At 67.6% G+C, this 25,996-nt stretch carries 18 protein-coding genes, 1 tRNA gene and 1 pseudogene; 12 read left to right on the top strand and 8 right to left on the bottom strand.

Annotated features, from left to right (window positions below; translation table 11 throughout):
• Nucleotides 1-33: 33 nt before the first annotated feature.
• Entirely contained in the window at nt 34-1,122 is a 1,089-nt protein-coding gene (locus RYM47_RS14780; protein WP_315388807.1) for an alpha/beta fold hydrolase, read from the top strand.
• Nucleotides 1,123-1,217: 95 nt separating this feature from the next.
• Here RYM47_RS14780 and RYM47_RS14785 read toward each other — a convergent pair.
• Nucleotides 1,218-1,293: transfer RNA gene (locus tag RYM47_RS14785), tRNA-Ala, on the bottom strand.
• 357 nt (nt 1,294-1,650) lie between these two features.
• Between RYM47_RS14785 and RYM47_RS14790 the strand changes: the two genes are divergently transcribed.
• Together RYM47_RS14790 and RYM47_RS14795 are read left to right on the top strand one after the other, a co-directional pair.
• Nucleotides 1,651-4,203 (top strand): Cache 3/Cache 2 fusion domain-containing protein, encoded by a 2,553-nt coding sequence (locus tag RYM47_RS14790; RefSeq protein WP_315388808.1) that lies wholly within the window; start codon nt 1,651-1,653, stop codon nt 4,201-4,203.
• Nucleotides 4,204-4,330: 127 nt separating this feature from the next.
• Nucleotides 4,331-6,637, top strand: coding sequence for a TonB-dependent receptor (locus RYM47_RS14795; protein ID WP_315388809.1), 2,307 nt, complete (start codon nt 4,331-4,333; stop codon nt 6,635-6,637).
• Between the two features lie 52 nt (nt 6,638-6,689).
• Here RYM47_RS14795 and rnd read toward each other — a convergent pair whose 3' ends face one another.
• A complete protein-coding gene (gene rnd / locus RYM47_RS14800) occupies nt 6,690-7,772 on the bottom strand; it encodes a ribonuclease D (protein ID WP_315388810.1) in 1,083 nt (360 codons plus the stop codon).
• Nucleotides 7,773-7,854: 82 nt separating this feature from the next.
• On the opposite strand from rnd, the gene RYM47_RS14805 reads away from it, so the two are divergent.
• Together RYM47_RS14805 and RYM47_RS14810 are read left to right on the top strand one after the other, a co-directional pair.
• Nucleotides 7,855-9,750, top strand: coding sequence for a formylglycine-generating enzyme family protein (locus tag RYM47_RS14805; protein ID WP_315388811.1), 1,896 nt, complete (start codon nt 7,855-7,857; stop codon nt 9,748-9,750).
• 50 nt (nt 9,751-9,800) lie between these two features.
• Nucleotides 9,801-10,718 (top strand): M48 family metallopeptidase, encoded by a 918-nt coding sequence (locus RYM47_RS14810; protein ID WP_315388812.1) that lies wholly within the window; start codon nt 9,801-9,803, stop codon nt 10,716-10,718.
• On the opposite strand, the gene xseA is transcribed toward RYM47_RS14810, so the two are convergent.
• Both xseA and queG read right to left on the bottom strand, forming a co-directional pair.
• Nucleotides 10,719-12,053, bottom strand: coding sequence for an exodeoxyribonuclease VII large subunit (gene xseA / locus RYM47_RS14815; RefSeq protein ID WP_315388813.1), 1,335 nt, complete (start codon nt 12,051-12,053; stop codon nt 10,719-10,721). It lies immediately after the preceding gene.
• A 67-nt stretch (nt 12,054-12,120) separates the two neighbouring features.
• Nucleotides 12,121-13,209: a tRNA epoxyqueuosine(34) reductase QueG gene (queG, locus tag RYM47_RS14820; protein WP_315388814.1), complete on the bottom strand. Its 1,089-nt coding sequence runs from the start codon at nt 13,207-13,209 to the stop codon at nt 12,121-12,123.
• 77 nt (nt 13,210-13,286) lie between these two features.
• On the opposite strand from queG, the pseudogene RYM47_RS14825 reads away from it, so the two are divergent.
• The 6 genes and pseudogenes from RYM47_RS14825 to RYM47_RS14850 form a co-directional block, all read left to right on the top strand.
• Nucleotides 13,287-14,075, top strand: a pseudogene (locus tag RYM47_RS14825) (NAD(P)H-hydrate dehydratase); the annotation flags it as partial.
• Between the two features lie 4 nt (nt 14,076-14,079).
• Entirely contained in the window at nt 14,080-14,562 is a 483-nt protein-coding gene (gene tsaE / locus RYM47_RS14830) for a tRNA (adenosine(37)-N6)-threonylcarbamoyltransferase complex ATPase subunit type 1 TsaE (RefSeq protein ID WP_315388815.1), read from the top strand.
• An 88-nt stretch (nt 14,563-14,650) separates the two neighbouring features.
• Nucleotides 14,651-16,288, top strand: coding sequence for an N-acetylmuramoyl-L-alanine amidase (locus RYM47_RS14835; RefSeq protein WP_315388839.1), 1,638 nt, complete (start codon nt 14,651-14,653; stop codon nt 16,286-16,288).
• Between the two features lie 749 nt (nt 16,289-17,037).
• Nucleotides 17,038-18,894 carry a DNA mismatch repair endonuclease MutL gene (gene mutL / locus RYM47_RS14840; RefSeq protein WP_315388816.1) on the top strand — a complete coding sequence of 619 codons (1,857 nt, stop codon included), beginning with the start codon at nt 17,038-17,040 and terminating at the stop codon, nt 18,892-18,894.
• A gap of 11 nt (nt 18,895-18,905) precedes the next feature.
• On the top strand, nt 18,906-19,841 hold the full coding sequence (locus RYM47_RS14845) for a DUF1684 domain-containing protein (RefSeq protein ID WP_315388817.1): 936 nt from the start codon (nt 18,906-18,908) through the stop codon (nt 19,839-19,841).
• 5 nt (nt 19,842-19,846) lie between these two features.
• Nucleotides 19,847-20,809 carry a TraB/GumN family protein gene (locus RYM47_RS14850; RefSeq protein WP_315388840.1) on the top strand — a complete coding sequence of 321 codons (963 nt, stop codon included), beginning with the start codon at nt 19,847-19,849 and terminating at the stop codon, nt 20,807-20,809.
• 69 nt (nt 20,810-20,878) lie between these two features.
• Here RYM47_RS14850 and phaR read toward each other — a convergent pair whose 3' ends face one another.
• From phaR to gluQRS, 3 genes are all read right to left on the bottom strand, one after another.
• The gene (gene phaR / locus RYM47_RS14855) at nt 20,879-21,403 is read right to left on the bottom strand and encodes a polyhydroxyalkanoate synthesis repressor PhaR (RefSeq protein ID WP_315388818.1); all 525 of its coding nucleotides are present in this window, start codon (nt 21,401-21,403) and stop codon (nt 20,879-20,881) included.
• Nucleotides 21,404-21,771: 368 nt separating this feature from the next.
• On the bottom strand, nt 21,772-22,512 hold the full coding sequence (locus tag RYM47_RS14860; protein ID WP_315388819.1) for a beta-ketoacyl-ACP reductase: 741 nt from the start codon (nt 22,510-22,512) through the stop codon (nt 21,772-21,774).
• Between the two features lie 67 nt (nt 22,513-22,579).
• Nucleotides 22,580-23,464: a tRNA glutamyl-Q(34) synthetase GluQRS gene (gene gluQRS, locus RYM47_RS14865; protein ID WP_315388820.1), complete on the bottom strand. Its 885-nt coding sequence runs from the start codon at nt 23,462-23,464 to the stop codon at nt 22,580-22,582.
• A gap of 92 nt (nt 23,465-23,556) precedes the next feature.
• On the opposite strand from gluQRS, the gene htpX reads away from it, so the two are divergent.
• Nucleotides 23,557-24,429, top strand: coding sequence for a protease HtpX (gene htpX, locus RYM47_RS14870; protein ID WP_315388821.1), 873 nt, complete (start codon nt 23,557-23,559; stop codon nt 24,427-24,429).
• 685 nt (nt 24,430-25,114) lie between these two features.
• Here htpX and RYM47_RS14875 read toward each other — a convergent pair.
• Nucleotides 25,115-25,942, bottom strand: coding sequence for an inositol monophosphatase family protein (locus RYM47_RS14875; RefSeq protein WP_315388822.1), 828 nt, complete (start codon nt 25,940-25,942; stop codon nt 25,115-25,117).
• Nucleotides 25,943-25,996 lie beyond the last annotated feature (54 nt).

The raw sequence follows: 25,996 nt of genomic DNA on the forward strand, positions 1-25,996 counted from the left end.
GGAATTGCCGGCCTGCTCTGCAGCGCCGTACTGATGCTGTTGCTTCCCCTCCGCGCGGGCGCCGACACACCGGCGTCCTCGCCGGCTAATCGCGCCGAAGCCACCCGCATCGTCGCCGACATTCGCAAGGTCGTGGCGGACAACGGCATCGAGCGCCTTGAGACCGTGCGCATTGGCGGCATCGACCAATGGGTGTCCATTCGTGGCAGCGATCGCCGCAATCCCGTCCTGCTGATGCTGCACGGTGGCCCGGGCTGGGTGGCGATGCCCACCAGCTGGTACTTCCAGCGCGGCTGGGAGGAGTACTTCACCGTGGTCCAGTGGGACCAGCGCGGCGCCGGAAAGACTTATGCGTCGAATGATCCCGCGCTCGTCGCCCCCACCATGACCCGCGAGCGCATGGTCGCCGACACCGAAGAGATGGTGGCCTGGCTGCGCAGGGAGTTTGGCAAGGACAGGATCTTCGTTCTGGGCCAGTCCTGGGGGAGCTATCTGGGGTTGGAGCTGGCCCAGCGTCGCCCGGAGTGGTTGCATGCCTATATCGGCATGGGCCAGATCACCAACGCGCCGGAAAGCGAACGTCGCGGCTGGGCGTGGACGCTGCAGCAGGCCAAAGCTGCCGGCAACGCGGAAGCCGTGGCGGAACTGGAATCGCTTGCGCCCTATGCGGAGGGCAACACGCTGCTGCCACTGGAAACGCTGTTCAAGCAGCGCAAGTGGCTGAACCACTATGGCGGCATGGTCCACAACCGCACTGGCGGCAATGCCGAAGCGGCGGCGATCCGGCTTTCGCCCGAATACTCCGACCACGATGTAACCGCGATGTGGAAAGGCAACGACTTTTCCATGGAGCATCTCCTGTCAGGGGTGCTCACCTTGGACATGAGCCAGGTGCGCGAGCTGAAGACCCCGCTGTTCCTTTTCCTTGGGAGGCATGACTACAACGTCTCCTCCGAGTTGGCGGCCGAGTGGTTCAAGACGGTGCGCGCGCCCAGCAAACAGCTGGTCTGGTTCGAGCAGTCCGCACACGAGGTGATGATCGAAGAACCGGGGAAGACCCTACTGACGCTTGTGCAGCAGGTGCGCCCCATAGCCGAGCGGGCAGGGGACGGACAGCGGTAAGCGGCAATGTCGACCGGGTCTACGTGAAACGAAAAAAGCCACCCGTAAGGTGGCTTTTTCGTTTTGCTGCCATCCAAGGGATGACAGCCAGAATGTGGTGGAGCCAAGGAGGATCGAACTCCTGACCTCGTCATTGCGAACGACGCGCTCTCCCAGCTGAGCTATGGCCCCATGTGTACTGCTACGCGGCGTGGGTGCCGCGAGGGACGCAGTGTAGCGCTGCGCACCCCGCGCTGCCAAGAGCCCTCACTGTGCGTCGATGTCGCACCGAGCACGCCGCCCCTTGGGTGGGGGCGCGCAGCGCCGCTGGCGGCAGACCCGCCGCCAACTTGAGGTTTTTTGCTCGATTCCTGAACGGAATCCCGGCTTCGTGAAGATGCGACCGCAGGACATCCCTTTCATATCAATCACTTGGCCGAAACGAAAGGTCCAGCGATTGTGTCTTTTTTTACGTAAAGAGGACCACTTCGGTGCCGATAAGAACTGTGACGAATCTCTCAATCCATCACCCCCCTCCGAGTAGCAACGATGACGACCCGTGCCGCCACCGTTTTCTCCACTTCCGTCGGCGCGCGCCTTGCGTTGCTGATGGGCCTGATCACCACCCTGGCGTTCGTGGCGCTGGCCGTGCTGATCTACCGCCAGGCTGCAAGCAGCTACGAGCAGCGCGTTGAAGCCGGGATGCAGAACTCCACCGAGCTGATGCGCGACTCGGTGGAGCTGTACGACCGCAGCCTGAGCGACAGCACCGAGCGCATGGCGGGCATGTTCCGCGCGATGCTGCCGGCCGGCGAGGTCAGCGTGGACCCGGCCAGGCTGGTTACGGTCGGCGAGCGCCAGACTCCGACCCTGCGATTCGGCAAGGAGGTGCTGAATCTGCAGGAAGCGGCGGTGGATCGCTTTGCCGAGGCCACCGGCGGTGGCGTGGCCACGGTCTTCGTACGCGACGGCGACGACTTCGTGCGCGTGTCGACCTCGGTCCGCAATGCCGAAGGCGCACGCGCCATGGGCACCGTGCTCGACCACGCCAACCCGGCCTACCCGAAGATGCTGGCCGGCGAAGGCTTCACCGGTCCAGTGCGCCTGTTCGGGGTGGATTACATGACCCACTACATGCCGATCAAGGATGCGGCCGGTGAAGTGACCGGCATTGCCTTCGTCGGGCAGAACTACACCGAAGGGCTGGCGGCGCTGAAAACGCGCCTCCGTGAGTCGAAGCTCGGCAAGGAAGGGCAGTTCCTGGCGGTCAACACCCGTGCCGGCGAGCAGTTCGGCACCGTGGTGGCCGCCACCGCAGGCGAAGGCGAACTGATTTCCGCGCTGGTGGACCCGGCCGACCAGGCAGCGTTGGAGGCGCTGCTGACCGGCAAGACCACGCAGGCCACGCTCAACCTGCGCAGCGCCAAGGATGCGCCTGCGCAGCCGTACTTCGTCAGCGCACAGTCTTACGGCCCGTGGCAGTGGACCGTGCTCGGCCTGGAGCCGACCTCGGTGCTGCAGGCCGTGCTGCACAAACTCATGCTGCAGATCGTGATGGTGTCGGGTCTCGGCCTGCTGGCGGTGATCGTTGCGCTGATCGTGGTGGTTCGCCGCGTCATCAGCGCACCGCTGGCGCAGGCTGGGCAGGTCGCGCGTGACGTGGCCGCCGGCCGCCTGGACCAGCGCATCGTGGTGCGCAGCCAGGACGAGGTCGGTCGCCTGATGGGCGCGCTGCAGCAGATGCAGGACAAGCTGCGCGAGATCATCCACGCGCAGAACGAGATGAGCCAGCGCCACGCCGAAGGCGCGATCAGCCACCGGATCGACGCCAGCCGCTTCGAAGGCGAGTTCGGCACCATGGTCACGGGCACGAACGAACTGGTTGCCGCGCATATCGAGGTCAAGATGCGCATGGTCGACCTGGTCCGCCGCTATGCCGACGGCGATCTCTCGCAGCCGATGGACGACCTGCCGGGTGAAAAGGCTCGCATCACCGAGGCCGTCAACGGCGTACGTGACCGCCTGCAGGCGATCAACGGCGAGATCAAGCACCTGGTGGCCGCGGCTGCGGCCGGTGACTTCAGCGTGCGCGGCAATGCCGATGCCTACCAGTACGACTTCCGGGTCATGGTTGACGGCCTGAACACCCTGATGGTGACCGCCGACCGCAACCTCAGCGCGCTGTCCGGGCTGCTGCGGGCGCTGGCCCAGGGCGACCTGCGCGGCCGCATCGACGGCCAGTTCCAGGGCGTGTTTGCGACCATGCGCGACGACGCCAACGCCACCGTGGCCCAGCTGACCGCCATCGTGGGCGGAATCCAGCAGGCCGCGGTGTCGGTGGCGACCGCCTCGGCGGAGATCGCGGCCGGCAACGACGACCTGTCGCGCCGTACCGAGCAGCAGGCGGCAAGCCTGGAAGAGTCGGCGGCCTCGCTCGAAGAGCTGACCGCCGCCGTGAAGCAGAACGCCGACCACGCCCGCCGTGCCGACCGCCTGGCGGCCGAGGCAGCCGAGGTGGCGGTGCAGGGCGGTACTGCGGTAGCCCAGGTGGTGGAGACCATGAGCGGCATCGAAGCGTCCTCGCGCCGCATTGCCGACATCACCACGGTGATCGACGGTATCGCGTTCCAGACCAACATCCTGGCCTTGAACGCGGCGGTGGAAGCCGCACGTGCAGGCGAAGAAGGCCGTGGCTTCGCGGTGGTGGCCTCGGAAGTGCGTGCGCTGGCGCAGCGTTCGGCCAGCGCGGCCAAGGAAATCAAGACGTTGATTGAAGCGTCGGCGGCCCAGGTGGCCGACGGCAGCGAACTGGCCAACCAGGCGGGGCAGACCCTGCAGCGCGTGGTGGCGTCGGTGGGCGAGCTGGGCGGGTTGATCGAAGAGATCGCCAGCGCCAGCCAGGAACAGGCGGCAGGGATCGAGCAGGTCAACCAGGGCATCGTACAGATGGACGGTGTGACCCAGCAGAACGCTGCCCTCGTCGAGGAGGCTTCGGCCGCTGCGCGTGCATTGAACGCGCAGTCGTCCGAGCTGCAGCAATCGGTCGGGCAGTTCCGCCTGGCCGACGCGCAGCCCGCGCGCAGGGAGCGCGTTGCGGCCTGATCGGGTGCGGTGGCGTCTGCGATGGGGAGTCGCAGACGCCACCGCCAGGTCTAAGTGACACTTGAAATCCGTTTGAAACATCGGCGCAATACCTTTCCGCATCTCCAACGGATTGCCCGAGACTTCCATGTCGTTCCACCGTACTGCTTCTGCTTCGATCACCCGGCAGCCGCGCCCGCATGCGCTGGCGTTGGCCTGCACCGCGCTGCTGGGTCTCAGCGGCACCGCGCTTGCCCAGGACGCATCCCCGACCTCCCTGGATGCCATCACCGTCACCGCCGACCACCGCGAGCGTAATCTGCAGGAGGTGCCGGTTTCAGTTGGCGTAGTGCAGGGCGAGCGCCTGCGCGAGTTCACTGCCGGTGGCGACGACACCCTGCTGGCACTGAGCGGCCGCGTGCCGAGCTTCTACGCCGAAACAACCACCGGGCGCATCTTCCCGCGCTTCTACATCCGTGGCCTGGGCAACATCGACTTCTACCTGGGTGCCTCGCAGCCGGTGTCGATCATCCAGGACGACGTGGTGCTCGAGCACGTGGTGCTCAAGTCCAACCCGGTCTTCGACGTGGACCAGGTGGAAGTGCTGCGCGGCCCGCAGGGCACCCTGTTCGGCCGCAACACCACCGCCGGCATCGTCAAGTTCGACAGCATCAAGCCCAGCCAGGACTACGCCGGCCGCGTGCAGGCCAGCTACGGTAGCTACGGCAGCGTGGCGGTTGACGGGGGCTTCGGCGGCCCGATCAACGACATCGCTTCGTTCCGCGTTTCGGCGCTGTACCAGCACCGCGACGATTACGTGGACAACACCTACACCGGCCCCAGCGCCGACGGGACGGTGGCGCCGAAGAAGAACGCGATGGGCGGTTTCGACGACCGCAACGTGCGCGCACAGCTGCTGCTGCAGCCCAGCGAGAACTTCTCGCTGCTGGCCTCGGCGCATGCCCGCGATTACGAAGGCACCTCGACCCTGTTCCTGCGCAGCGCGATCACCAAGGGCTCCAACAGCGTGGACGTGCCGCGCGACCAGGTCGCCTACGACGAAGCGGACAACAATCCGCAGGCGTACAAGACCTACGGCGGCTCGCTGAAGGCGATCTACGACTTCGGCAACGTCTCGCTGACCTCGATCACCGCGTACGAAACCACGTCCGGTTACAGCCGTGGCGACACCGACGGCGGCGCGGCAGTCAACTTCCCGGTCAATGGCGTGCCGAACGGCTACGGCCAGTCGATGGGCCAGATCCGTGACCTGGACCAGTGGACCCAGGAAGTGCGCCTGGCCAATGCCGACGACAACCGCCTGAAGTGGCAGGTTGGCGCGTACTACTTCGACGGTCGCGACACGACCGACTTCTACCAGCGCGCCTGGTTCCTGCAGGGCGCCGCGCGCAACCCGAACAACTGGGTGCGCCTGCGCAACACCAACACCTCGTTCGCCGGGTTCGGCCAGCTCAGCTACGACGTGACCGACAAATTCACCTTGACCGCGGGCCTGCGCCAGACCCGCGACGAGAAGCGTACGCGCCTGCTCAAGACGGCCGACACCGCCGCCGGCGTGGTCACCTACCGTGGCCGCACCGATGTGGAGATGAGCGACACCACGCCGAGCTGGGACCTGAGCGCGATGTATGCGTTCAATCCGCAGGTGAGCGTGTATGCCAAGGTCGCGCGCGGTTTCCGCGGCCCGACCATCCAGGGCCGCTCGGCGGTGTTCAATGCCGACTTCACCACCGCCGACTCGGAAACCATCCTGTCGTGGGAAGCGGGGGTCAAGAGCAGCCTGTGGGACAACCGCCTGCGTTTGAACGCCACGGCGTTCACCTATACGGTCAACGACATCCAGCTCAACGGCAACGACTCCAACGGCAACGGCGTGCTGTTCAACGCCGACAAGGCCAAGGCCTACGGCCTGGAAGCGGACATGGAACTGCGCCCGATCCCGAACCTGAGCCTGACCGCCGGCGTGAGCCTGCTGCACAGCGAGATCCAGGACGACCGCGTGTATGCGCAGGTCTGCGCGCTCAATGGCGTGGTGGTGTGTACGGTGAACGACCCGACCATCAAGGTCGGCGCCAATACCTTCGCGCAGATCAATGGCAGCCCGCTGCCGAATGCGCCGAAGTACAACCTGAACTTCGCCGCGCGTTACGACATGCCGGTGAACGACAGCGACGCGGTGTTCATTTCCACCGACTGGAACAAGCAGGGATATACGAGCTTCGTGCTGTATGACACTGCCGAGTTCAACTCGAAGGGCAGCTTCGAGGGTGGTCTGAAGCTGGGGTACTCCGGCAACTACGGTGCGTGGGAAGCGGCGCTGTTCGCGCGCAACATCACCAACGAGAAGAACCTGAAGGGCGTGATCGAGAACTACATGGCAGCGGTGTACAACGAACCGCGGACCGTGGGGGTCTCGTTGAACCTCAACTGGTAATGGGTTGAATACAAAAGGCCCCGCGAAAGCGGGGCCTTTTGATTGCGTGCAATCAGCCTGCGACAGGCAACAACGGCGCCAACACCGGTTCCAGCACCGCCTGCCGCCAGCCGGCCAAAGCCTGCGGCCACTTCCGGCTTTCCAGATAGCTCTCCAGGTGCTTGCGCGAGGCCAGCACGCCGTCGGGCAGGCCGAGTTCGGCGGTGCGCGCGCTCACCGCGTCCTGCAGGCGCTTCAGGGCCTGCTTGTTGGCGTCGTTGGCGGGCAGCGCGAGCGGTGCCTCGGCTTCGTCGTGCAGGGGGGTGTCCAGTGCTTCCCACACCTGCGTGGCGAGCTTGCGCGGCGCCTTCGGGAATCCTTCCATCACCTTCGCCAGTGCGGCCGCATCGGCCGGCGGGGTGCGGGCGAGCAGGGCGGCCAGCTCGTTGTCCAGGATCCAGCTGCGCGGCTTGTCGCTGGCGCGCGCCTGCACGTCGCGCCAGCGCAGCAGGCGCAACAGGCGACGCTGGGCGGCCGCGTCCATGAACTGCGCCGAGCGCATCGCCACGTGCGGCCAGCGCTCTTCGTCATGCTCAACGCTGGCCAGCAGGCGCTCGGCGTCGTCCTGCAGCCACTGGCGGCGGTCGAGCTCGGCCAGTTTCGCTTCTTCCACATCATGGATCGCGAACAGGTACTCGACGTCGTCGGCGGCATATTCCAGCTGCGCGTCCGAGAGCGGGCGGCGCATCCAGTCCGAACGGGTCTCGCCCTTGGCCAGGGTTACGCCGGTGATCGCGGTGACCAGCTTCTGGTAGCCCATGCCGCCGCCAATGCCGGCCAGCGAGGCGGCGATCTGCGTATCGAACAATGGCCGCGGCAACACGCCGCAGGCTACCTTGAAGGTGACCAGGTCTTCGCTGGCACTGTGCATGACCTTGGTGATCGAGGTGTCGGCCAGCCACTTGGCCAGCGCTTCGTTCATGCCGGGAATGAGCGGGTCGATCAGCAGGATTTCGTCGCCGACCGCCATCTGTACCAGGGCCAGCTGCGGCCAGTAGGTGCGCTCGCGGATGAATTCGGTGTCCAGCCCGATCCGGGTGGGGCGCTGGCGGTAGCGCTCGTCCAGTTCCGCCGGGGTTTTGATCCAATAGGCCACGTAGGGATTCCGTCTACTGCAGGTTTGCTCAGGTGAGGGAGAATAGCCTAACGTCGAACCTGCCCCGCCGAAGGATCCCGAATTGCGCATTCCAGGCCCCGCCCCGTTGTTGCTGGCCGCGCTGCTGCTGGCCACGACCGCGTGCTCGCCCGACACGCCTGCGCCGTCGCCGCCAACGGCGCGCCAGGCCGAGCCGGGCAAGCAGAAGGCGCCGGCCAAACCGGGCAGGCGCGCGGCCCCGGTACCGGCCCAGGTCACCATCGGCGGGGAAGATGCGGCCGAAACCGCGCAGCGCTGGCAGCCGCCCGCCGTGGTCATTGCCGACGACGGCGTGGCCGGGGCGCGAAAGGATGCGGCCAAGGCCTTCGCCGAAGACCGGCTGTACGCGACGGCCGCCGACGCCATTCCCATCTGGCTGGCGCTGCTCGAGCGCGATCCGAAGGACCGCCAGGCCCTGGCCGGGCTGGCCAGGGCACGCCAGCGCCTGCTCACTGACGCTTCGGCCCTGCTGGAGCGTCCCCTGAAACAGCGTGAGGCGGTGGCTGAAGCGGGCGAGAAGGCGCTGGTCCTGCTCACCCTGGCCCCCGAAGACCCGAAGGTACGGCAGCTGCAGTCCCGCGTGGAACTCGCCCAGCGGGTGATCGCCTACAACCGTGCGGGTGAAGATGACCTGCGTGCCGACCGGATCGGCGAAGACGGCGACGGCGCCATTCCCAACTTCCGCGAGGCGCTGGCGCTGCAGGCCGACAGCCCGCGCGCGCATCAGGGCCTGGCGGCTGCCGAAAGCGCGTTGATCCGGCGTGCCGAAGCGGCCGCCCGCAGCGCCGATTTCACCGCCGCCGGTACCTGGCTGGCCGAAGCAGCCAAGGTGCGCGATTCGGCCCCGACCATCGACGACGCGTTCGAGCGGATCGAATCCATCCGTGCCCAGACCCTGGTCCGCCTGCGCGACCAGGGGCTGCGCGACTTGGCTACGCCGCAGGGGCTCAAGTCGGCACGGGAGAAGCTGGAAGACGCGTTGCGCATCGCGATGCCCGGCGACCCGGTGGTGGCCCAGCTGCGCGAGCGCATCGAGCTGGCGACCCATTACGGCAGCTTCCGCCCGCGCCAGGTGTTCAGCGACGCGCTGCGCGACGGTGGCCGCGGCCCGCAGATGATCGTGGTGCCACATGGCGGCTTCCAGATGGGCGCCGGCGACAACGAGCTCGGCGCCAGCGATGCGGAAAAGCCAGCGCATTACGTGCGCTTCGAACGCGGCTTCGCCATGGCGATCACCGAAGTCACCGTGGCCGACTACCGCCGTTACGTACAGGCCAGCAACGCACGCCCGCGCGCCACCCGGCGCGGCCATTCGATCATCTACGACGAGCGCAGCGGCAACTTCACCCGCAGCAGCGGGGTGGACTGGCGTTCGGGCTATGACGGCACCCCGGCCATCGCCAACTCGCCGGTGATGCACGTCAGCGTGCGCGATGCCGAGCACTATGCGATGTGGCTGTCCGAGCAGACCGGGCGCTCCTACCGCCTGCCCAGCGAAGCCGAATTCGAATACGCCATGCGCGCCGGCACGAGCGGCCGGTATCCGTGGGGCAATGAGGGTACGCCGCCGCCGTTGTCGGGCAACTTCACCGGCGGCGAAGACGTCTCGCCGTCCGGCAGGCGCTGGTTCAACGCCTTCGTCGGCTATGGCGACGGTTGGTGGGGTCCGGCCCCGGTGGCCACCTTCGAGCCCAACGCCTGGGGGCTGCACGACATGGCCGGCAACCTCAGCGAGTGGGTGGCCGACTGCTGGCACGCCAGCTACCGGCGGGCCCCGGCCGATGGCCTGGCCTGGTTCAACCCGGGCTGCCGGCAGCGGGTGATCCGGGGCGGCAACTGGGCCAATGCGCCGGAGCAGACCCGGGCGGCGTGGCGACAATCACAGGATTCGGACACGACCAGCGCCAGGATCGGATTCCGCCTGGTCCGGGGTATCTGACCGGGCGGATTTGGCGGTAGCATTTCCCTCAACCCTCAGGAACCTCCAGCATGCGCAGCGATCCCTTCGGCGGTCAGCAGCAGCAACGGGCGCGGCGCCCGGGTTTGTTCGGCAACATCCGCTGGTGGGTCCTGCTGGCGTTCGCCGGCTATGCCGCGTTCTACTGGTTCTCCAACCGCAGCGTGGACCCGTACACCGGTGAAAGCGTGCTGATCGACAGCTCGCTGGATGCCGACCAGGAAATGGCGATGGGCCTGCAGGCCTACCAGGAGATCCTGCAGCAGGAGCGCCCGCTGGACCCCAACGCGCAGGTCTCGCGCGACGTGCGCGCCATTGCCGAACGGCTCATCCGCAAGGTCGACGTGGTGGAGACCTCGCTGGCCCAGGAACACGGGTTGAAGCCGGCGCACTTCTCGCGAGACTTCCAGTGGGAGGTCAACGTCATCCAGTCCGACCAGGCCAACGCGTTCTGCCTGCCCGGCGGCAAGATGGCGGTCTACACCGGGCTGGTGCCGGTGGCCCAGACCCAGGACGCGATGGCGGTGGTGATGGGCCATGAAATCGCGCACGCGCTGCTGCGTCATGGCGCCCAGCGCATGGCCCAGCAGAAGCTGACCCAGATCGGCCAGATGGCCGGTGCCGCCAGCGGCATGGACCCCGGGCAGCAACAGATGGTGATGTCGGCGATGGGCTACGGCTATCTGCTGCCGTACGCGCGCAGCCATGAAACCCAGGCGGACGAGGTCGGCCTGATGCTGGCGGCGGCCGCCTGCTTCGACCCGCGCGAAGCGGTGCCGCTGTGGGAGCGCATGGGCCAGGCCAGCGGCGGCCAGGCCCCGCCGGAATTCTCCTCAACGCACCCGAATCCCGGCACGCGCATCCAGAACCTGCAGGCGTTGATGCCCAAGGCCATGGAATACCGCCAACGGTTCTGCGAAACGGCCGGTGGGTCGGCCGCGACGCATTGATCAACGGTCCTTGACCACCACCTCGATCACCCCATCCTGCACCCGCGCCTTAAGCGCGTCGCCAGGCGACACATCCAGCGGCGACCGCACCAGGCGGCCGTCGTCTTCCCGCGTAAGAATCGCGTAACCGCGCGCCACCGTCGCCAGCGGGCTCACCGCCTCCATTGAACGCGCCAACGCGCGCAGGCGCAGCGTGTCGCGCTGCAACTGCCGCGCCATCGCCGCTTCGACACGCGGCAACGCGCGCTGCAGGCGCTGGCCCAGCGCATCCAGCTGCCGCTGCGGGTGGCCGTTGCGCAACACCACGCTGGCGTGCCGCAGGCGTGCCAGGCGGCGCTCATGCTGCTGCTGCCAGATGCCGGCCAGGCGCCGCGCCAGATCCTGCTGGCGCCGCTGCAGCAGCTGCAGGCGATTCTGCGGGCTTTGTGCGTTGAGCCGCAGCAGGGCGCGGTCTGCACGCTGCATGGCCTGTCCCAGTCCGTGCCGTTGCAGTTGCACCAGCCGCGCCGCCTGGCGGCGCAGGCGCAGCTGCAGATCGCGCTGGTCGGGCACCAGCAGCTCCGCCGCCACGGAGGGCGTCGGCGCGCGCAGGTCGGCGGCGAAATCGGCCAGGCTGAAGTCGGTTTCGTGGCCTACCGCCGACACCACCGGCGTGCCGCTGGCCGCGATCGCGCGGGCCAGCTGCTCGTCGTTGAAGGCCCACAGGTCTTCCATCGAGCCGCCGCCGCGGGTCAGCAGGATCACGTCATAACGGCCGCTGGCATCGGCGCTGCGCAACAGCGCGGTGATCTGCGCGGCGGCGCTGTCGCCTTGAACCAGGCTGGGCAGCAGATCGACTTCGAGCAGTGGGAAGCGTCGTTCGAGCACGCTCAGCACGTCGCGCACGGCCGCACCAGTGGGCGAGGTGATCACCGCCAGCCGGCGTACATGGGCGGGCAGGGGACGCTTGCGTTCGGGCGCGAACAGCCCTTCGGCTTCCAGCCGCGCCTTGAGCTGCTCATAGGCGCGGCGCAGCGCGCCTTCGCCGGCTTCTTCCATGTGGTCGAGCACCATCTGGTACTCGCCGCGCGCTTCGTACAGGGTCAGGCGGCCGCGTGCGAGCACGCGCATGCCTTCGCGCGGCACGAACTTCAGCCACTGGCTCTTGGGCTTGAACAGGGCCGCACGGATCTGCGCGCGCGCGTCCTTCAGGGTGAAGTACATGTGGCCGGAGGCGGGGCGGGTCACGCTGCCCAGTTCGGCTTCCACCCACACCGACGGGAACGAGCCCTCCAGCAGGTCGCGGGCCAGGATGTTGAGCTGGCTGGGCGTGAGGATCTGCGCGCTACGGTCCATGACGGGTCAAACGGTACGAACGGGGGTCCATGGTCGCATGCCCGCGCGCGCGGCGTGCAGGCAATGGTCAGCCGGCGTTGCCGCGCAGGGCGTGCTGCTGCAGCGCCCACTGCACGTGCTCGCGGACCAGCGCGGAGGGGTGTTCCACGCGCGACTGCAGCGCGGCCAGCGTATCGGCGTGGCCAGGCGCGTTGCCCAGCGCCACCGCGATGTTGCGCAGCCAGCGTTCGTGGCCGCTGCGGCGGATCGGGCTGCCCTCGGTGCGGCGCAGGAATTCGTCCTCTTCCCATGCGAACAGCTGGGCCAGGGTGGCCTTGTCCAGATCGTTGCGTGCGCGGAAATCCGGCTCGTCGGTGCGGCGTGCGAACTTGTTCCAGGGACAGACCAGCTGGCAGTCGTCGCAGCCGTAGATGCGGTTGCCCATCGGCACGCGCATGTCTTCGGGAATGGCGCCGTCGTGCTCGATGGTCAGGTAGGAGATGCAGCGCCGCGCGTCGAGCCGCTGCGGCGCGATGATGGCCTGGGTCGGGCACACGTCGATGCAGCGCGTGCAGGTGCCGCAGTGCGCGGTGGCCGGTGTGTCCACCGGGAGCGGCAGGTCGATGTAGATCTCGCCCAGGAAGAACCACGACCCGCCGTGGCGGTCGATCAGGCAGGTGTGCTTGCCGATCCAGCCCAGCCCGGCGTTGCGGGCCAGTGCGCGCTCCAGCACCGGTGCCGAATCGACGAACACCCGGTAGCCGAACGTGCCGATCTCCGCGGCCAGCGCGTCGGCGAACTTCTGCAGGCGGTTGCGCATCAGCTTGTGGTAATCGCGGCCCAGCGCATAGCGCGCCACGTAGGCGCGGTCGCCGTCGTGCAGGGTATCCCAGGCCTGGCTGTCGTCCTTGTGGCCGTAGTCCATGCCGACCGAAATCACCCGCACGGTGCCGGGCAGCAGTTCGGCCGGGCGCGCGCGCAGGGTGCCGTGGCGTGCCATCCATTCCATCGTCCCGTACAGGCCCTTGCCGAGCCAATCCGCCAGGTGCGCTTCGTCCTCGCCCAGTTCGATGCCGGCGATGCCGCAGCGCTGGAAGCCGTGTTCGCGCGCGAGTGCGCGCACGCGTTCGGCAGCGCGTGGCAGGTGGACGGGCGTGGGCAGGGGAACCGCGGACATGGCGACAAGTATAGAATCCCGGCATGTCCGAGCTTGCTGAACCGTATGACGTGTGGGAGGCGCAGCGCCTGGTGCCGCTGCTGCCGCCACGGCCCGTGGACAGCCACAAGGGCAGCAACGGCCACGTGCTGTGCGTGGGCGGCAATGCCGGCAGCGGCGGTGCGGTGATGCTGGCCGCCGAATCGGCGCTGCGCGCCGGTGCGGGCCTGGTCAGCGTGGCGACCCGGCCGCAGCACGTGGCGCCACTGCTGGCGCGCTTGCCGGAGGCCATGGTGCACGCCGTGGAGGACAGCAGTGACCTGCAGTCACTCCTGAAGCGTGCCACGGTGGTGGCGATCGGCCCCGGACTGGGGCAGGACGACTGGGCCCGCGAGCTGTGGCGCCAGGTGCTGGCCAGCGGCAAGCCGCTGGTGATCGACGCCGACGCGCTCAATCTGCTGGCCGCGCATCCGCAGCCGCTGCACGACGCAATCCTGACCCCGCACCCGGGCGAGGCCGCGCGCCTGCTCGAAACCGAGACCAAGGCGGTGCAGGCCGACCGCGTCGCCGCCGTGACCGCGCTGGCGGCCCGCTACAACGCGGTGGTGGTGCTCAAGGGCGCTGCAACGCTGGTGGCTGCACCGCAGTCGCGGCCCCGATGCATCGCCGCCGGCAACCCTGGCATGGCGGTGGGCGGCATGGGCGATCTGCTTACCGGCGTCGTTGCGTCCCTGCGCGCGCAGGGCCTGGACGCGTTCGACGCCGCCAGCGGCGGCGCGCTGCTGCATGCCCTGGCTGGCGACGACGCGGCCCGCGACGGCCAGCGTGGCCTGCTCCCCACCGACCTGCTGGTGCCGCTGCGCCGGCGGGCGAACCCGGAACCGTGACCCCATGATCGACTTCTTCCTGGCCGAACCGCAGGACACCGACCTGCTGGGGCAATGGCTGGCCGCCACCCGCCCGCCGCACGCGGTGGTGCAGCTGCAGGGCGATCTGGGCGCCGGCAAGTCCACGCTGGCGCGGGCGCTGCTGCGCGCGCTGGGGGTGGAAGGCGGCATCCGCAGCCCGACCTACACCCTGGTGGAGCGCTACCCGCTGGCCGACGGGCACGAGGCCTGGCATCTGGACCTGTACCGGATCGGGCAGGCCGAGGAGCTGGACTTCCTCGGCCTGGACGAGGGCAGCGCCTCGCTGTGGCTGGTCGAATGGCCGGAGCGCGGCGCCGGTGCGCTGCCGCCGAGCGACCTCATCGTGGCGCTGGAAATCGAAGGGAAGGGCCGCCGGGCGCGGCTTTCCGCGGTCAGTGCGGCCGGACATGAATGGCTGGAACGGTTGCCGCAAGGGGGCGACTTGCAGGCCCTATCTGTGGGCTGACAGTAGGAAAGACCCCCAGGTTACGGATTATTAAGGAAAAAGCGGTTGCATTTCATTCAGCGCGGTGATTGAATCCTCAGCCATGCCAATGGGGAAACCACTCACCGCCATCTGCGCCGCCGTCGGACTCTGTCTGGCGAGCGCGATGTCGTGGGCTGGCGAGGTCCGCCAGGTGGCCCTGGAGACCGGTTCCACCGGCACCCGAGCGGAGATCGCGCTGGCTGGCAGCGGTGGTTACAAGACCTTGAGCCTGTCCGGTCCGAACCGGCTGGTGGTCGATTTCCCGGATTCCAGCGCGGTGCGCAACCTGAAGCTGCCTGCGCCGACCGGCGTGGTTACGGCGGTGCGTACCGGGCAACCGGTGCCGGGCACGTTCCGGGTGGTGTTCGACCTGGCCGAGTCGGTGGCGCCGTTCAAGCCGCAGATGGTGAAGCAGGGCCAGGATTCGCGGCTGGTGATCGAGTGGCCGGGCGACGCGCCGGGCAGCGTTGCCAAGACGCCGGCTGCGAGTGCGCCGGTTGCGTCCGCGCCTGCATCAACTCCGTCTGCGACGTCGCTGACCGCGTCGACCCCTGTGGCCGCGCAGCCGACGCCGGCGCCGGTTGCTCAAACAACCCGTACGTTGCCGCCGACGCCGGCTGAAGCCGCGCAGGCGCAGGCGCGTGCCGATGCAGCCCGCGCTGCGGCGTTGTTGACTGCGACGGTGCGGCAGCAGGCCAGTGCGAGTGTGGCTACGGCCGTGCCGACGCCGGCAGCGCCGACCGCAGTAACTACCACCAATGTAGCCGCAGCCGGAACCGCGAATGCGGCCAGCAATGCGGCGTCGCCGGCGGCGATCCTGGCCGGCCAGCCCACCTCGGCGGTGGTTCCTTCCCAGCCTGCGCCGACGCCGGTGCAGACCACGGTGGTGCCGCCGCGTCCCGCGATGCCGAGCGATGCGTCGCGGGTCAAGATGCAGTCGGGCATGCGCCCGCTGGTGGTGGCGATCGATCCGGGCCATGGCGGCCAGGATCCGGGTGCGGTGGGGCCGACCGGGAAGCGGGAGAAGGACATCACGCTGGCGGTGGCGCGTGAGCTGGCACGCCAGGTCAATGCGACGCCGGGCCTGAAGGCGTACCTGACCCGCGATACGGACGTGTTCATTCCGCTGCCGATGCGTGCGCAGAAGGCGCGTTCGGCGAAGGCGGACATCTTCATTTCGATCCATGCCGACGCGGCGGAAAACCGCGCGGCGACGGGGTCGTCGGTGTACGTGCTCTCGACCAAGGGTGCTTCGTCGCAGCGTGCGCGCTGGCTGGCGGACAAGGAAAACGCGGCGGACCTTGTCGGTGGCGTGCGCCTGCAGCAGACCGAGGGGACGCTGGCCAATGTGCTGCTGGACCTGGCGCAGAGCGGTTACATGAAGGCGTCGGAAGACGCGGCGGGGCATGTGCTGGGCGGGTTGAAGCGGATCGGCAAGAACCACAAGCCGAACATCGAGCGCGCGAACTTCGCGGTGCTGCGTACGTCGGACATGCCGGCGATGCTGGTGGAAACGGCGTTCATCTCGAACCCGGACGAAGAGCGCCGCCTGATGGATCCGGCCTACCAGCGCCAGATCGCCGGTGCCGTTCTGGATGGCGTGCATACCTTCTTCAGCCGCCAGCCTCCGCCAGGCACGCTCTACGCGGCCCGCGCCCAAGCCGAAATAGACGCCGCCGGGACGGTTGCCGGGGGAAGTAAATAAAAGCCCGCTTATGCGGGCTTTTGTTTGTTTGGGGCGGTATTCGACAGACAACGTAGAGCCGGGCTCTGCCCGGCTGCTGTTGGCTTTTGGCGAACAGCCGTTGCCGGCGCGGTTTCCCTGGCTTGGGCCGCCCGGTGCCGGTTTGCGGGGTCGCCGTAAACCCGTCCATGGGGGCTAAGCGGACGCCATCCATGGCGCCGATTCCCCCGCAAACCGACTCCGGTCGACCCTTTGACAGTGAGCCGGTGGCCACGGGAAACGCCGGTGCCGGCCGTTGGCCGACATGGCCGTGCCGATCATTTCCATGCGTCACCGGACGCGGAGGATTTCACGGCGGTCGTTTGGGAACCGACCCTACCAAAACAGCCAGCGCACGATCACGCATCCACGTCGAAATGCCGCTCTCCCGCGTAGGGACACGCCATGCGTGTCTGATTTCCTCACCGCACACGACCATGTATGGGGGCGGCCGCCGGGTAGCCCCCGGAGGGACGCTAGAAAACATGGATGTTTTCTAGCAGCCCCCATGGGTGAAGGCGCACTGCTTGCGAGGCACTGCCTCGCGTGCGACTGAACGCCCAATCGCTGGCGATTGGGCCGGGGCCCGGAGGGCGGTTCACGGCGTGTCCCGGAGCGGGGGCTGCCCGGCGGCCGCCCCTGCACGTAGCAACTGAGACGCTGCTCTTGGCGGAAGGCCGAATCGCACACACGGCCTCGGGTCGACCGCCGCATTTCGCTATCATCTACACATGAGCATCCGCCAACTCCCCGAAATCCTCATCAACCAGATCGCTGCCGGCGAAGTCGTCGAGCGGCCGGCGTCGGTGGTCAAGGAGCTGGTGGAAAACGCGCTGGATGCCGGTGCCACCCGCGTCGATATCGATCTGGAAGAGGGCGGCGTGCGCCTGATCCGCATCCGCGATGACGGTGGCGGCATTGCGCCCGAAGAGCTGCCGTTGGCCGTGTCCCGGCATGCCACCAGCAAGATCGCCAGCCTGGACGACCTTGAAGCAGTGGCTACGCTCGGTTTCCGTGGTGAAGCGCTGCCGTCGATCGCCTCGGTCAGCCGCTTCACCCTGGCCTCGCGCCGGCGCAGCGACGAGCATGGCTCCGCGCTGCAGATCGAAGGCGGCAAGCTGGGCGAGGTGACGCCGCGCGCACATGCGCCGGGCACGACCGTGGAAGTCCGCGAGCTGTTCTACAACGTGCCGGCGCGCCGAAAGTTCCTGCGCGCCGAACGCACCGAACTGGGCCATATCGAAGAATGGCTGCGTTCGCTGGCGCTGGCACGTCCCGATGTGGAACTGCGCGTCTCGCACAATGGCAAGCCGTCGCGTCGCTACAAGCCCGGCGATCTGTATTCGGATGCGCGCCTGGGCGAAACCCTCGGCGAGGATTTCGCTACCCAGGCCATGCGCGTGGACCACAGCGGTGCCGGCCTGCGCCTGCATGGCTGGATCGCCCAGCCGCATTACTCGCGTGCCAGCACCGACCAGCAGTACCTGTACGTCAACGGCCGTTCGGTGCGCGACCGCAGCGTCGCGCATGCGGTGAAGATGGCCTATGGCGACGTGCTGTTCCATGGCCGCCAGCCCGCCTATGTGCTCTTCCTCGAACTCGATCCCACCCGGGTCGACGTCAACGTGCACCCGGCCAAGCATGAAGTGCGCTTCCGCGATTCGCGCCTGATCCACGATTTCGTCTACCGCACGCTCAAGGAAGCGCTGGCCGAAACGCGCGCCGGCATGACTGCCGTGGGCGCGACCCATGAGGGTGTCGCTGAAGCAGCCACCGCGATGTACGCCACCGCGCCCGCCGGCAACGGTTACGTGCTGGCCGGCGGTGGCGGCAGCATGGGCAGCCAGGGCTGGCGCCCGCAGCAGTCACCGCTGGGCCTGCGCGTGGCCGATGCACCGTCGGCGTATGCGGCACTGTACGCGCGTCCGGCAGGCAGCGATGACCGCAGCCTGCCGCCGATGCCTAGCGAGCAGGGCCTGCCGGTCACGGCCGCCGACAGCGGCGTGCCGCCGCTGGGCTACGCCGTGGCGCAGCTGCATGGGATCTACATCCTCGCCGAAAACGCCGAAGGCCTGATCGTCGTGGACATGCATGCCGCGCACGAACGCATCGGCTATGAGCGCCTGAAAACCGCGCACGACGCTACCGGCCTGCACGCGCAACCGCTGCTGGTGCCGATCACCCTGGCGGTGGGCGAGCGCGATGCCGACACCGCCGAGCGCGAAGCGGATACGCTTATCGCGCTGGGTTTTGAAATCACCCGCTCCGGTCCCGGCTCACTGCACGTGCGCAGCATTCCCGCGCTGCTGGCCAACGCCGAACCGGAGGGCCTGCTGCGCGACGTGCTGACCGACCTGCGCGAACACGGCCAGAGCCGGCGCATTGCCAGCGCACGCGACGAGCTGCTGTCGACCATGGCCTGCCACGGCGCGGTGCGCGCCAACCGGCGCCTGACCCTGCCGGAGATGAACGCGCTGCTGCGCGACATGGAAATTACCGAACGGTCCGGCCAGTGCAACCACGGCCGACCGACCTGGGCCCGTTTTTCACTGGCGGAAATCGACCGCTGGTTCCTGCGCGGACGTTGAAGGGGAGCACGATGCGTATCTGGAAGTGGGGACTCGGCGCGGCACTGCTGGCGCTGGGCCTGGCAGGCTGCGGCGACAAGGAAACCGCGCCGGTCAAGGCGGCGGTGGATCCGGCGTTCGCGGCCGAACAGCAGCAATGGCGACTGCAGCGCTACAACGAACTGCACGCGCCCGATGGCTGGACCAGCCTGGTCGGCCTGCACTGGCTGGAACACAAGGCGCACTACATCGGCAGCGGCCCCGGCAGTGGCATCCGACTCGCGGTGGGCCCGGCAAAGCTGGGCATGGTGGCGCGCAGCGGCGACAGCGTGACCTTCACGCCCGAACGTGGCGTGGCGCTGAGCGTGGACGGCAAGCCGTTGACCGGGCGCATCCGCTTCTACAGCGACCGCGATGCCACGCCCACGAAGATCGCCTTCGACGACGGCAAGGGCCAGCTCAGCCTGATCCATCGCGGCGAGCGTTTCGCGCTGCGCGTGAAGCACGCCGATGCCTATTCGCGCAGCGGCTTCACCGGCCTGGACTACTGGCCGGGCGGTCCGGACTGGCGGGTCACGGCGCGCTTCGTGCCGCATCCGGCCGGCAAGACCCTGCCGATCGTGGACATCACCGGCCTGACCACCGACATGCCCAACGCCGGCGCGCTGGAGTTTGAGCGCGACGGCAAAACCTGGCGACTGGAAGCACTGGGTGAGCCGGGCCACGAGCTGTTCGTGATCTTCGGCGACCGCACCAGCGGCCACGGCAGCTATCCGGCCGGGCGCTACCTGGACCTGCCGGCACCGGACGCCAGCGGCACGCTGCTGATCGATTTCAATCACGCCTACAACCCGCCGTGTGCGTTCACGCCGTTCGCCACCTGCCCGCTGACGCCGCCGGAGAACCGCCTGGACCTGCGGGTCGAGGCAGGCGAAAAGGCGTATCACCCGCCCCAGGGAGGGGCATGACCATGATGATGTTCAAGCGACTGGCGGCCCCGCTGCTGCTGGCTACCGGCCTGCTGCTGGCTACCGGCCTGCTGCTGGGCACTGCGGCCAGCGCCGCGCCGGCCTCGGCCGCCTCGACCACGCCGGTGCCGCTGCTGTGGAAGGTGACCGGCCCGGGCGACAGCCGGCTGTACCTGTTGGGTTCGTTCCACCTGCTGCGCGCCGAGGACTATCCGCTGGCGGCCGATGTAGACCAGGCCTTCGCGTCGTCGAAGCGGGTGGTGTTCGAGCTGTCGCCGCAGGACATGCAGTCGCCGGACCTGACCCGAAAGATGCTGCAGGCGGCGATGCGCACCGACGGCAGCGAGCTGAAGCGCGACCTGGACGCGGCGACCTGGACCAAGCTGCAGAAGTACGCGGCGGACAACAAACTGCCGCTGGCCCAGCTGCAGGGCATGAAGCCGTGGTTCGTGGGGCTGACCATCACCTTGTCGCAGTTCACCAAGATGGGGCTGGATCCCGAGCTGGGCCTGGACCGGCACTTCATGACCCGCGCTGCCGACGCCGGCAAGCCGACCAGCGGGCTGGAAGACATCGACACCCAGGTGGCGGTGCTGTCGGGCATGTCCCTGCAGGAACAGCAGCAGATGGTGGCCGAGGCGCTGGACCAGGCCGACCAGGCCGACGCGGAGGGTCGCAAGCTGCATGACGCATGGCGTCGTGGCGACGAAAAGCTGCTCTGGACCTCGATGGCCGCGGAGATGCGCGGCGAGTATCCGCAGCTGTACAAGCGCATCAACACCGACCGCAACGACGCCTGGGTGCCCAAGCTGGAACAGCAGCTCAAGGCCGGGCAGGGCGGCACGCTGGTGGTGGTGGGCACGCTGCACCTGCTGGGCGAGGATGGCGTGGTCGAGAAGCTGCGCGCCAAGGGGTACCAGGTGGAGCGGGTCTGCAGCAGCTGCGCCAAGCCGAAGTCCAAGCGCTGAACCCCGTCAGTGGGAAACGAAAAAGGCGCGGCCCGGGGGCTGCGCCTTTTTTCGTGTGCCGCGCGTGGATCAGCGGCGGGTCTTGCCGGTCGTCGGTGCCTCGGGCTTGCCGGTTCCCGTGCCGGTACCGGTGGAGGTACCCGGCGGGCGCGGGCCGAAGCCGCCACCCATGTTGCGCTGGAAGTCCTGCCAGAGTTCGAGGTTGCGCTCGGTGAGCTGGTTCATCATCGCCCACGGGGTCTGGCCGAGCAGGTTGCCCATCTGCTGGCGGAACTGCTGCTGCTGGTCCAGGAAGACCTGCATGCTGCGCTCCAGGTAGTTGCCCATGAAGCCCTGCAGGGAGTCGCCATAGAAGCGGATCAGCTGGCTGAGCAGCTGGGTGGAGAGCATCGGCTCGCCGTCCTGTTCCTGGTCGGCAATGATCTGCAGCAGGACGGAACGGGTCAGGTCGTCGCCGCTCTTGGCGTCGCGGACTTCGAAGTCTTCACCGTCCAGGATGAGCTGGCGCACGTCCTCGATGGTGATGTAGCTGGAAATTTCGGTGTCGTAGAGACGGCGGTTGGGATACTTCTTGATGATGCGGTTCGCAGCCATGAAGCAATCACTCGCAAGCATTTAAGCGCGAAGCATGGCGCAGCGCAGCACCGGTTGCAACCTTCTTTGGTCATGCTTTTGAATTCTTCATGCTGCGCAGCAATTTGTGCAGCAAAATGCGGTTGCGCAACCGGTGGTGCGCTGCGCCAGGCTTCGCGCTTAAATGCTTGCTGCCCACGTTTTGCGCAGCAAAACGTGGGCCCCCCGGGCATGTTTCCTTATCCCCGCGGCTTCGCCGCGCCCCCTTTAACAAAAAGGGGGCTCTCCTCCAGATGGGGGAAGGGGTATTTCATTAAAAAGCGGGGGAAACCGTAGTGCCGGCCGCTGGCCGGCTCCCCGCGATAATGGGTGGAACGGTTATGTAACCGTTACCAACCCATGTGGTGGCCGCCGTTGATGTCGAGGTTCGAGCCGGTGATCCAGGCGGCTTCTTCGGCGACGAGGAAGGCGACGGCGTAGGCGATTTCCTCGGGCTTGCCGAGGCGGCCGGTGGGGATGTCGGCGATGATCTTGGCGCGCACTTCGTCCGGTACGGCCATGACCATGTCGGTGGCGACGTAGCCGGGCGAGATGGTGTTGACGGTGATGCCGAAGCCGGCATTCTCGCGTGCCAGCGAGATGGTGAAGCCGTGCATGCCGGCCTTGGCGGCGGCGTAGTTGGCCTGGCCGTACTGGCCCTTCAGGCCGTTGATGGAGCTGATCTGGATGACCCGGCCCCAGCCGCGCCGGCGCATGCCTTCGATGACCGGGCGGGTGACGTTGAACACCGAGTTGAGGTTGGTGTTGATCACGTCGTGCCACTGGTCGGCGCGCATGCGGTGGAAGGTGGTATCGCGGGTGATGCCGGCGTTGTTGACCAGGATCTCGACCGGGCCGAGCGCGGCTTCAACGGCGCGCACGAGCTGTTCGGCCGATTCGGGGTCGGAGACGTCGCCGGGGAAGATCGCCACATCGTGGCCCTGCGCCAGCATCCGTTCACGCCATGCCAGGGCCTTGGCTTCGTCGCGGTAGTTGGTGGCAACCCGATGGCCCTGGTCGGCCAGACGTTGGCAGATGGCGGAACCGATACCGCCGGTACCGCCGGTGACCAGTGCGACGCGAGATGTCATGAGCAGCTACTCCGGGACCAGCAGGGGGGAAAGCGATTCTGCAACATCACGGCGGAAAAGGGGCGGCTCAGGCCGGGTCTGCGGCGAGTCGGATGTCGCCCGGTGGCAAACGCGCGGGATCGAAGCCGGCCCGGGCCCGGTCGAGCAGGGCGGGGACGTCCGGGACACCGGCCAGCAAGGCGGGGGGCTGGCCGAGCTGTGCCCAGGCCTGCTGCAGGGCGGGCACGGGGGCGTGTGGGTCGACCGGGCGGGCGGCATCGGATTTGGAGAGCTTGTGGCCGTCGGGTTCGAGCAGGAGCGGCAGGTGGAGGTAGTGCGGGGTGGGCAGGCCGAGGGCCTTCTGGAGCAGGATCTGGCGGGGGGTGGAGTCGAGCAGGTCGGCGCCGCGGACGACGTCGGTGATGCGCTGGTCGGCGTCGTCGACGACGACGGCGAGCTGGTAGGCCCAGTAGCCGTCGGCGCGGCGCAGGACGAAGTCGCCGACCTCGGCATGCACGTCCTGCTGGATCCGGCCGCGCAGGCCGTCCTGGAAGCTGACCACGCTGCCGGGCGGGACGCGCAGGCGGATGGCCGGTCGCGCCCGCTCCGTACGTGCAACGCAGTAATGGTGGATGCCGTGCTGGTCGGCCAGGTCGGTGCGGCTGCAGTGACAGGGAAATGCCTTGTCCTCGACCAGCAGCCGGTCCACGGCGGCCTGGTACAGGGCATCACGCTGGCTCTGGCGGACGATGGGGTCGTCGCTGGTCAGTCCGAAAGCAGCAAGTGCAGTGAGTTGCTGGTCGATGGCGCCGGGGACGGTGCGGGGTGGATCGATGTCTTCAATGCGGACGGCCCAATGGCCGCCGGCATGGCGCGCGAGCAGCCAGCTGCCGAATGCGGCGAGCAGGGAGCCAGCGTGGAGGGGGCCGGTGGGGGAGGGGGCGAAACGCCCTCGGTAGGCAGTCATGGACATGAACTATGAATCGTCGGTCAGGTTGTGGCTTGAATTCAACCTGAAGTCCCCGCAGATTTGCGGATAACCCCTACATACAAGCAGCCTCTGCCATGTTCAGCCGTATTGCACTCTTCCTCGCCACCAACTTTGCTGTGCTGCTCCTGGCCAGCCTGGTGATGCGACTGTTGGGCGTCAATCCCAGCCAGATCGGGGGCCTGCTGGTATTCGGCGCGATCCTGGGCTTCGGCGGTTCTATCATTTCGCTGCTGATGTCGAAGTGGATGGCCAAGCGCTCGACGGGTGCGGTGGTGATCAAGGAGCCGCGCAACGAGACCGAGCGTTGGCTGCTGGCGACGGTGGAGCGGCAGGCGCGCGAAGCGGGTATCGGCATGCCGGAAGTGGCCGTTTACGACGGCCCTGAGATCAATGCGTTCGCGACTGGCGCGAACCGTAACAACGCGCTGGTAGCGGTTTCGACCGGCTTGCTGCACAACATGAGCGAGGACGAAGCCGAGGCGGTGCTGGGCCACGAGATCGCCCACGTGGCCAATGGCGACATGATTACGATGGCGCTGTTGCAGGGCGTGCTGAACACGTTCGTGATCGTGGCGGCGCGCGTGGTGGGCGGGATTGTCGACAGCGCGCTGTCGGGCAACCGCGAAGGCGGCGGTCGTGGCTTCGCTTATTTCATCATCGTGTTCCTGCTGGAAATGGTGTTCGGCCTGTTCGCGACGATGATTGCGATGTGGTTCTCGCGTCACCGCGAGTTCCGTGCGGACGCCGGCGGTGCGCACCTGGCGGGTCGCCAGAAGATGATCGCGGCGCTGGAGCGCCTGAAGCTCAACCACGGCCAGAGCACGCTGCCGACCCAGATCGCCGCGTTCGGCATCGCAGGTTCGACCGCGAAGAAGCTGTTCCTGAGCCACCCGCCGCTGGAAGAGCGCATTGCTGCGCTGAAGGCTGCGAGCAGCACTGTGGCGTGATTTGCGGATAGTGATGTTTGAGAAACGCCCGGCCGGTTGGTCGGGCGTTTTTTTTGGTTGAAGCCAAAGCCAAAGCCAGAGCCAGAGCCAGAGCCAGAGCCGTGGTGTGCGGGTCTTCCCTGGTTAGGGCTGGCGGCGGTAGGGTTGTGGGGGACGCCGTGAACCCATCCTTGGGGGCTAAGTCGCGGCATCCATGCCGCTCATTCCCCCACAACCCTACCGCCGCCAACCCTCCGATACATGGCTGGGGGCCACGGTAAGGCAACGGCATACCTCCGGTTGAGGTCATGCGTTACCGCGCCGATGAACGTTATCGGCGGTCGTTTGGGAACCGACCCTACCCGCGACATCACGAATGGTCCGAAATCACGAACGGTCTGGCGCCGCGTAGTGACACGCCAAGCGTGTCTGCCGTTCCCAACCGCACACGACCCTGTATGGGGGCGGCCGCCGGGCAGCCCCCGGAGGGACGCTAGAAAACATGGATGTTTTCTAGCAGCCCCCATGGATGGGTTCACGGCGTGTCCCGGAGCGGGGCTGCGCGGCGGCCGCCCCTGCACGTGGCATTGAGACGCCGGCCTTTGGCGGGCCGCCAGAACCGGCGATGGCATCCGGATGAACCACGGCGCCCCAAACAACAACGGCGCCCGAAGGCGCCGTCGTCAGGACACAAAATTCAATCCGATCAGAACTTCGCGTCGAACTCGGCCGCGTAGCCGGTGTTGACCAGCACCTTCTGCAGGACGTCGGTGTTCTTCACGTTGCCGGCGACGATCTGCTGGGTTTCCGGACCGCGGCTGTCCATGCGGGCCGGGGTGGCGCCCTTGAAGTCGCAGACGCGGCCGCCGGCTTCGCGGACCAGCAGCACGCCAGCGGCGATGTCCCATGCCTTCACGCCGGCTTCGAAGTAGGCGTCGGCGCGGCCACAGGCCACGTAGGCCAGGTCCAGCGCGGCCGAACCGGTGCGGCGCACGTCTTCGGCGTGCACCAGCAGGGCGTCGATGGCCTTCAGCTGGCTGCTGGTGCGGCTGCGCTCGCGCGGGGCGAAACCGGTGTGGATCATCGCGCCGTCCATGTCCTTGCGGTCGGTCACGCGGATGCGGCGGTCGTTCAGCACGGCGCCCGCACCACGGCTGGCGGTGAACAGTTCATTGCGGAGCGGGTCGAAAATCACCGCGTCGATCGGCTCGCCGTTCTCGACCAAGGCGATGGACACGCAGTAATGCGGGAAGCCGCGCAGGTAGTTGCTGGTGCCGTCCAGCGGGTCGATCACCCACATGTAACGGTTCACCGCGGTCACGCCGCTTTCTTCGGCCATGATCCCGTAGTCCGGGTAGGCACGCTTCAGTTCCTTGACGATGACCTTTTCCGCATCCGCATCGACTTCACTGGCGTAGTCCATGCGCCCCTTCTGCACGACGTTCAACGCCTCGAGCTTGTTGATGTTGCGCAACAGGACGTTGCCGGCGAGGCGGGCGGCCTTGACCATGACGGTGACGGCGGGTTTCTGCATGGCGAAAAGCTCCCGGAAAGGCAGAGAAGGGGTACTGGCGGGGGAAAAGAGCGG

Source organism: uncultured Stenotrophomonas sp., from assembly GCF_963519125.1.
Classification (GTDB): domain Bacteria; phylum Pseudomonadota; class Gammaproteobacteria; order Xanthomonadales; family Xanthomonadaceae; genus Stenotrophomonas.

Excerpts from the sequence above, each read along its gene's own strand:
- queG (WP_315388814.1), bottom strand. The coding sequence starts at position 13,209 with ATGTCCGCGGTTCCCCTGCCCACGCCCGTCCACCTGCCACGCGCTGCC.
- RYM47_RS14835 (WP_315388839.1), top strand. The coding sequence starts at position 14,651 with ATGGGGAAACCACTCACCGCCATCTGCGCCGCCGTCGGACTCTGTCTG.
- xseA (WP_315388813.1), bottom strand. The coding sequence starts at position 12,053 with ATGGACCGTAGCGCGCAGATCCTCACGCCCAGCCAGCTCAACATCCTG.
- gluQRS (WP_315388820.1), bottom strand. The coding sequence starts at position 23,464 with ATGTCCATGACTGCCTACCGAGGGCGTTTCGCCCCCTCCCCCACCGGC.
- RYM47_RS14790 (WP_315388808.1), top strand. The coding sequence starts at position 1,651 with ATGACGACCCGTGCCGCCACCGTTTTCTCCACTTCCGTCGGCGCGCGC.
- htpX (WP_315388821.1), top strand. The coding sequence starts at position 23,557 with ATGTTCAGCCGTATTGCACTCTTCCTCGCCACCAACTTTGCTGTGCTG.
- mutL (WP_315388816.1), top strand. The coding sequence starts at position 17,038 with ATGAGCATCCGCCAACTCCCCGAAATCCTCATCAACCAGATCGCTGCC.
- RYM47_RS14780 (WP_315388807.1), top strand. The coding sequence starts at position 34 with ATGCTGTTGCTTCCCCTCCGCGCGGGCGCCGACACACCGGCGTCCTCG.
- RYM47_RS14845 (WP_315388817.1), top strand. The coding sequence starts at position 18,906 with ATGCGTATCTGGAAGTGGGGACTCGGCGCGGCACTGCTGGCGCTGGGC.
- RYM47_RS14795 (WP_315388809.1), top strand. The coding sequence starts at position 4,331 with ATGTCGTTCCACCGTACTGCTTCTGCTTCGATCACCCGGCAGCCGCGC.
- RYM47_RS14810 (WP_315388812.1), top strand. The coding sequence starts at position 9,801 with ATGCGCAGCGATCCCTTCGGCGGTCAGCAGCAGCAACGGGCGCGGCGC.
- RYM47_RS14875 (WP_315388822.1), bottom strand. The coding sequence starts at position 25,942 with ATGCAGAAACCCGCCGTCACCGTCATGGTCAAGGCCGCCCGCCTCGCC.
- RYM47_RS14850 (WP_315388840.1), top strand. The coding sequence starts at position 19,847 with ATGATGTTCAAGCGACTGGCGGCCCCGCTGCTGCTGGCTACCGGCCTG.
- phaR (WP_315388818.1), bottom strand. The coding sequence starts at position 21,403 with ATGGCTGCGAACCGCATCATCAAGAAGTATCCCAACCGCCGTCTCTAC.
- tsaE (WP_315388815.1), top strand. The coding sequence starts at position 14,080 with ATGATCGACTTCTTCCTGGCCGAACCGCAGGACACCGACCTGCTGGGG.
- RYM47_RS14860 (WP_315388819.1), bottom strand. The coding sequence starts at position 22,512 with ATGACATCTCGCGTCGCACTGGTCACCGGCGGTACCGGCGGTATCGGT.